The sequence below is a fragment of the Phenylobacterium sp. genome (genome assembly GCF_004799395.1).
GTDB lineage: Bacteria > Pseudomonadota > Alphaproteobacteria > Caulobacterales > Caulobacteraceae > Phenylobacterium.
The window spans coordinates 1-6,915 of record NZ_SSMZ01000111.1; the positions used below are offsets into that span (position 1 = coordinate 1).

The 6,915-nt window shown below is 66.6% G+C and carries 6 protein-coding genes and 1 tRNA gene; all 7 read left to right on the forward strand.

Annotated features, from left to right (window positions below; all coding sequences use genetic code 11):
• Positions 1–1,258 (forward strand): MFS transporter (locus tag E8A12_RS07745; protein ID WP_293367344.1); only part of this gene is annotated, 1,258 nt, incomplete at its 5' end.
• Positions 1,259–1,299: 41 nt separating this feature from the next.
• Positions 1,300–2,025: an SDR family oxidoreductase gene (locus E8A12_RS07750; protein ID WP_293367345.1), complete on the forward strand. Its 726-nt coding sequence runs from the start codon at positions 1,300–1,302 to the stop codon at positions 2,023–2,025.
• A gap of 2 nt (positions 2,026–2,027) precedes the next feature.
• Positions 2,028–2,615 (forward strand): 2-hydroxychromene-2-carboxylate isomerase, encoded by a 588-nt coding sequence (locus tag E8A12_RS07755; RefSeq protein ID WP_293367346.1) that lies wholly within the window; start codon positions 2,028–2,030, stop codon positions 2,613–2,615.
• 298 nt (positions 2,616–2,913) lie between these two features.
• Positions 2,914–5,310 carry an endopeptidase La gene (lon, locus tag E8A12_RS07760; protein WP_293367347.1) on the forward strand — a complete coding sequence of 799 codons (2,397 nt, stop codon included), beginning with the start codon at positions 2,914–2,916 and terminating at the stop codon, positions 5,308–5,310.
• Positions 5,311–5,484: 174 nt separating this feature from the next.
• Positions 5,485–5,760 carry an HU family DNA-binding protein gene (locus E8A12_RS07765; RefSeq protein ID WP_293367348.1) on the forward strand — a complete coding sequence of 92 codons (276 nt, stop codon included), beginning with the start codon at positions 5,485–5,487 and terminating at the stop codon, positions 5,758–5,760.
• A 45-nt stretch (positions 5,761–5,805) separates the two neighbouring features.
• Positions 5,806–5,882 (forward strand) — tRNA-Val (locus tag E8A12_RS07770).
• 21 nt (positions 5,883–5,903) lie between these two features.
• Complete coding sequence (locus E8A12_RS07775; protein WP_293367349.1) at positions 5,904–6,800, forward strand: alpha/beta hydrolase; 897 nt, start codon at positions 5,904–5,906, stop codon at positions 6,798–6,800.
• The last annotated feature ends 115 nt before the right edge of the window (positions 6,801–6,915 follow it).

Sequence of the window (6,915 nt, forward strand, 5' to 3'; positions counted from 1 at the left end):
GCTGGGCGGCGGCGTGGAAGCGGCGCAGTGGATCATGAACGCCTACGCCCTGCTGCTCAGCGCCCTGGTGCTGGCCGGCGGGGCGGCGGCGGACCGTTATGGGCGCAAGCGGGTGTTCGTGGCGGGCGTCCTGCTCTTCACCGCCGCTTCCGCGGGTTGCGGCCTGGCCCCTAGCCTTCCGGTGCTGATCGCCGCGCGAGCTGTGCAGGGCATGGGCGCGGCCCTCCTGACGCCCGCCAGCCTGGCGCTGCTGGGCGCGGCCTACGACGCCAAGGGGCGAGGACAGGCGGTGGGGATCTGGGCGGGCGCCAGCGGCCTCACCAGCGCAGCAGGCCCGGTTGTGGGCGGCTGGCTGACCCAGGCGATCTCCTGGCGGGCGGTGTTCTTCATCAACCTGCCGGTGGCGGCGATCGCAGTCTGGCTGGTGATGCGCTACGCCAAGGAGAGCAAGAAGGCCCGGTGCGGTGCAGTGGACTACGCCGGCGCCGCGGCGGTGACCGCCGGCCTCGCCGCCGTGACCTGGGCCCTGACCGTTGCGCCGAAGCAGGGCGCCGATCTGGCCGTCCTCGGCGTCGGCGGGCTGGGCGTCGTCGCGCTCGCCGGGTTCCTGTTCATCGAAAGACGCGCCGCCAACCCCATGATGCCGCTGGTGCTTTTCAAATCCGCGACCTTCTCCGGCGTCAACGCCCTTACCCTGGTGCTCTATGCAGCACTCGGCGGGGCGTTCTTCCTGTTGCCCTTCGAGCTGATCCGCGCGCACGGCTACGCCCCGTCGCTGGCCGGAGCCGCACTGCTGCCTATGTCCGTAGGTTTGGCGGTGCTGTCGCCGATCTCCGGGCGCCTGGCGTCCCGGCTGGGGCCGCGGCCGCTGCTGATCGCGGGGTCGTTGCTGGTGGCCGCCGGCTTCGTTCTGCTGGCGCTGCTCAGCGACCGGCCCAGCTACTGGACCGGCGTCCTTCCGGGTCTCGCCGTCCTGGCCGTCGGGGCAGGGGTCGCGGTCGCGCCCCTGACAGACGCGGTGCTCGGCGCAGTGGCTGACGAGTACGAGGGCGCCGCCGCCGGCATCAACAACGCCGTGGCGCGCGTCGCCGGCCTGCTGGCCGTGGCCCTCGTGGGTTTCATGATCGGCGGGTCTGATCCGCAGTCTGTCGCAGCGGGCTACCGGGAGGCGATGGTCGCTGCGGCTGTCGCCTCGGCGGTGGCGGCGCTGGTTGCGGCGCTCACGGTGCGCGGGCCGGGCAAGTCGAAGTCCCGCTGAGGTTGCTTGCTAACATATGATGATCGTCATCTAATGTCTGGATGGCGGACAAGGCGATCATTGTCATCGGAGCCGGGGACGCCCTCGGCGGCGCCATCGCCCGGCGCTTCGCCCGAGAGGGCTATGCGGCCGTCATCGTCCGCCGCCACGCCGACCAGCTGGAACCCCTGGCCGCAACGATCCGGGAGACGGGCGGAGAGGCCCACCCGTTTGGCGTGGACGCGCGTCAGGAAGACCAGATGGTCGCCCTGTTCGCAAAGGTCGAAGCCGAGATCGCGCCCGTGGAAGTCTGCGTCTTCAACATCGGCGCGAACGTCCGCTTTCCCATCGCCGAGACGACCAGCCGTGTCTTCCTGAAGGTCTGGGAGATGGCCTGCTTCTCCGGGTTCCTGGCTGGTCGGGAAGCCGCCAGGCTGATGACGCCAAGAGGGCGCGGCACGGTGATCTTCACCGGCGCCACGGCGAGTGTCCGCGGCCGCGATGGGTTCGCCGCCTTCGCCGCGGCCAAACACGGTCTGCGCGCGGTCGCCCAGAGCATGGCGCGCGAGCTCGGACCCAGGGGCGTCCATGTGGCTCACACCATCATCGATGGGGCCATCGACACCGCCTGGATCGCCGAGAACTTCCCCGACCGCTACGCCATGAAAGCCCAGGACGGCATCCTCAACCCGGAGCACATTGCCGACGCCTATTGGACGCTACACGCCCAGCCCCGCGACGCCTGGACCCACGAGCTGGACCTTCGCCCCTGGATGGAGGCTTGGTGATCATGCCCAAGACAGTCGAGTTCCTGTTCGATTTCGGCAGCCCCGCCAGCTATCTGGCCTACAAGCGCCTACCGCTGCTGGCTGAGCGCGTCGGCGCACGGGTGGACTATGTGCCGATGCTGCTGGGCGGCGTCTTCAAGGCCACCGGCAATGCGTCGCCGGCCACCGTCCCGGCCAAGGGCCGCTGGATGAACGCCGACCTAGCCCGCTGGGCCAAGCGCTTCGGGACGCCCTTCAACCGCAACCCGTTCTTCCCGATCAACACCCTACACCTGATGCGCGGCGCCACCGGCCTGATCGAGGACACTCGCTTTTTCGCCTATCTGGAGGCCGTGTTCGACGCCATGTGGCGCGAGCCGAAGAACCTGGGGGAGCCCGCCGAACTGGTCCCGGTCCTGCGGCGCGCCGGCCTGGAGGCCGACGAGTTCCGCGCGCTGACCGAGCGTGACGAGGTGAAGGACCGTCTGAAGGCCACCACCGAGCGGGCCGTCGAGCGCGGCGCGTTCGGCGCGCCGACCTTCTTCGTGGGCGAGGAGATGTTCTTCGGCCAGGACCGCATGGACTTCGTGGAAGAGGCGCTGGCGGCCTGAAGCGCATCCTTGCCGATCTTTACCCTCGCACCCACATCTTGTGGCAAGGGTTGGGGCATAGAGTTGCTGTCACGGCCCCGCCATTTCCGCACAAGCCAGCTAGGAACGTGGTGGGACGCAGTGTCGCGCAAAGGTATCGCCCCGCTTGAACCATGGGCCAAACGGTCCACATAAATCACCGAAAGCCGTCGCCTACGGGGACGGACGGGTCGTCCGACTCAGACGCATCGTCTGAGTGACTGCGATCCGACAGGCCGGGCTGCGAGACAAACGCGGCCGGTCAGGAGTTTAGAGCATCATGTCCGAGATCAAGATTCTCCCCATCCTGCCCTTGCGGGACATCGTCATCTTCCCGCACCAGCCGGCGCCGCTCTTCGTGGGCCGGGAAAAGTCGGTGCGCGCGCTGGAAGAGGCGATGAAGAAGGAAGGCAAGCAGATCCTGCTCGCCACCCAGAAAGACAAGGACGACGACGATCCGTCGCCCGACGGTATCTACGACGTCGGCATCGTGGCCACCGTGCTGCAACTGCTCAAGCTGCCCGACGGCACGGTCAAGGTGCTGGTCGAAGGCCGCGCGCGGGCGGGCATCACCCGCTTCACCAGCGAGAGCGAGTTCTACGAAGCCGAGATCGCCTATGTGGCGGAGGACGGCGCGGCGTCGGCCGAGGCTGAAGCGTTGAGCCGCGCGGTCGTCGAGCAGTTCGAAAATTATGTGAAGCTGAACAAGAAGGTCCCGCCGGAAGCCCTGGCCTCGATCCCGCAGATCGAGAACCCCGGCGAGCTGGCAGATCGCATCGCCAGCCACCTGTCGGTGAAGATCGCCGAGAAGCAGCAGCTGCTGGAAATCTTCAACGTCGTGAAGCGTCTGGAGAAGGTCTACGCTCTGATGGAGGGCGAGATTTCGGTCATGCAGACCGAGAAGAAGATTCGCAACCGCGTGAAGCGGCAGATGGAGAAGACCCAGCGCGAGTACTATCTGAACGAGCAGATGAAGGCGATCCAGCGCGAGCTGGGCGAGCAGGACGACCAGCGCGATGAGCTGCTGGAACTCGAAAAGCGCATCAAGAAGGTCAAACTCTCCAAGGAGGCCCGCGCGAAGGCCGAGAGCGAGCTGAAGAAGCTGCGCAACATGAGCCCGATGTCGGCGGAATCTACCGTCGTGCGGAACTATCTCGACTGGCTGCTGTCGATCCCGTGGGGCAAGGCGAAGATCAAGCCCATCGACCTGCAGAAGGCCGAGGACATCCTCGAAGGCGATCACTACGGCCTGGAAAAGGTCAAGGAACGGATCTTGGAGTACCTGGCGGTCCAGAGCCGCGTGGGTTCCCTGAAGGGCCCGATCCTCTGCCTCGTCGGGCCTCCCGGCGTCGGCAAGACCTCGCTTGGCCGCTCGATCGCCAAGGCCACCGGGCGTGAGTTCGTCCGGGTCTCCCTGGGCGGCGTGCGCGACGAGGCCGAGATCCGTGGCCACCGCCGGACCTACATCGGCTCCATGCCCGGCAAGATCATCCAGTCGATGAAGAAGGCCAAATCGACCAACGCCTTCTTCCTGCTGGACGAGATCGACAAGATGGGCAGCGACTGGCGGGGCGACCCGTCCTCGGCATTGCTCGAAGTGCTGGATCCGGCGCAGAACTCGACCTTCGGCGACCACTATCTGGAAGTCGACTACGACCTGTCGCCGGTGATGTTCGTCACCACCGCCAACAGCCTGAACATGCCCCAGCCGCTGCTGGACCGCATGGAGATCATCCGCATCCCCGGCTACACCGAGGACGAGAAGCTGGAGATCGCCAAGCGGCACATCCTGGCCAAGCTGACCAAGGACCATGGGCTGAAGCCGGAAGAGTTCATCGTTCCGGACGCCTCGATCCGCGACCTGATCCGCTACTACACCCGTGAAAGCGGCGTGCGGTCGCTGGAGCGGGAACTGGGCAATCTGGCCCGCAAGACGGTGCGCGACCTGGCGCGTGAGAACGTGCTGACGATCACCATCGATGCCGAGCGGCTGGCCAAGTACGCCGGCGTGCGGAAGTACAAGTACGGCGAGATGGACACCGAAGATCAGGTCGGGATCATCACCGGCCTGGCCTACACCGACTTCGGCGGCGACATCCTGACCATCGAAGCGGTCAAGATGCCCGGCAAGGGCCGCATGACGGTCACCGGCAACCTGAAGGATGTGATGAAGGAGTCGATCTCGGCGGCGAACAGCTACGTCCGCAGCCGGGCCACCAAGTTCGGCCTCGAACCGCCGAGCTTCGAGCGGACCGACGTCCACATCCACGTGCCGGACGGCGCCACGCCCAAGGACGGCCCGTCCGCCGGCGCGGCCATGGCCACCGCCATCGTGTCGGTGCTGACCGGCATCCCGATCAAGAAGGACATCGCCATGACCGGCGAAGTCACCTTGCGGGGCAGGGTCACCGCCATCGGCGGCCTGAAGGAAAAGCTGCTCGCGGCCCTGCGCTCCGGCGTGAAGACCGTGCTGATCCCTTCGGAGAACGAGAAGGACCTGGCCGATATCCCGGACAACGTGAAGTCCGAGATGACCATCATCCCGGTCTCGACCATGGATGAGGTGCTGGCCCAGGCCCTGATCCGGCAACCGGTGGCGATCGAATGGTCGGAGGCCGACGCGCCGCCGGTCTCGATCCCCGACGATCCGGATGTGGAGTCGATCCTGACCCACTGACTGGCGATGACAGGTCTTCGCCGATCAATTCTTATGTCATCGGGCGGCGCGGGAGCATTTCCCGCGCCGCTCTCGTTTGACGGCCACGCTCGGACAGGCCTTAATTCAAAAAAGGGATGAGGGGCTTTGGGGAGCCCTTGCGCCTGAAACAAGAATGGGTGGGAGAGACTGAAGATGACGAAGGCGGAACTCGTCGAGCAGATGGCCGACAAGGCTGGGCTGAACAAGGTCCAGGCCAAGGACGCCCTGGACGCCTTCATCGCCTCGGTTTCCATCTCGCTGAAGGCGGGCAAGGAAGTGCGCCTGGTGGGCTTCGGCAGCTTCGTGCCGATCAAGCGGCCTGCCGGCACGGCTCGCAACCCGCGCACCGGCGAGACCGTGAAGCGCAAAGCCTCCCAGTCCTGCCGCTTCCGCGTCGGCGATGCGCTGAAGAGCACGCTGAACGGCTGAGCTGGCTTCCAGCCTATGCCGCAACTGGTCTAGAAGCGGCCCGAAGGGCGGCTAGCTCAGCTGGTTAGAGCATCTCGTTTACACCGAGAGGGTCGGGGGTTCGAATCCCTCGCCGCCCACCAGCCTTCGCAAGGAGACGCCGCGTGCTGAAGGCCGTGCTGATCCTGGCGATGATGATGGGTCCGACCATGGCCGCCGCCGAACCCGCCTCGATCGACGCCTATATGAGCCAGCCGCGGCATTTGGCTGACGACGTCGTTCACTACGGCCCCGCGCCCTCGCAGGTCGCGGAGCTGTTCCTGCCGAAGACCAGAGATCCACACCCGGTTGTGATCCTGCTGCACGGCGGGTGTTTCCTGAAGCAATACGAGGGCTTTGCCCAGACCAGCGCCATCGCCGCCGACCTCGCGGGCCACGGCTATGCGGTCTGGAACGTCGAATATCGCAAGCTGGGCGAGGCCGGCGCCGGCTATCCGGGCACCTTCCAGGACGTGGCGACCGCCATCGACCGCCTGCGCGAGGAAGCGCCGAAGCACGATCTGGATCTGTCCCGGGTGATCGCGATCGGCCATTCGGCCGGCGGGCACCTGGCGCTCTGGGCCGCCGCCCGCAGCCGCATCCCGGCCACGAGCCCACTGCATGCGGCCCATCCCTTGAAGATCGGCGCGGTGATCAGCTTGGCAGGGATTGGGGACTTGAAGGGGCAGGGCCCGGTCTTTGCTCTGCCCTGCGGCGACGACACCATCGCGCGCCTGGTCGACAGCGCCCATCGCGCGGCGCCGTTTGCGGACACCTCTCCCGCCGAGCTGCTGCCGAGCGGCGCCAAAGTGGTGATGGTGCACGGTGTCTTCGATCCCGTCATGCCGCCGTACACCGGCCGTGACTACGCCGCGAAGGTCAGAGCGGCCGGCGGTCGCGCCGAGGTCGAGACGATCCCGGGCGCCGCCCATTTCGACCTGGTGATCCCGACCACAGCGGCCTGGTCTGCGATCGTAGATGTGCTTGACCGCGAGATGGCCGCTCTCGCGCACGGGTCGTGAAGGCGTCTTCCATCGCGGCGATCTTTCGTGCCTAACTCCCCGGCTTGCGTAAGGATTCTGTGCCTGTGACGACGACAGCTGACGCCGACGATCGCGCGTTCATAGGGCACCCCAA

Excerpts from the sequence above, each read along its gene's own strand:
- E8A12_RS07750 (WP_293367345.1), top strand. The coding sequence starts at position 1,300 with ATGGCGGACAAGGCGATCATTGTCATCGGAGCCGGGGACGCCCTCGGC.
- E8A12_RS07755 (WP_293367346.1), top strand. The coding sequence starts at position 2,028 with ATGCCCAAGACAGTCGAGTTCCTGTTCGATTTCGGCAGCCCCGCCAGC.
- lon (WP_293367347.1), top strand. The coding sequence starts at position 2,914 with ATGTCCGAGATCAAGATTCTCCCCATCCTGCCCTTGCGGGACATCGTC.
- E8A12_RS07765 (WP_293367348.1), top strand. The coding sequence starts at position 5,485 with ATGACGAAGGCGGAACTCGTCGAGCAGATGGCCGACAAGGCTGGGCTG.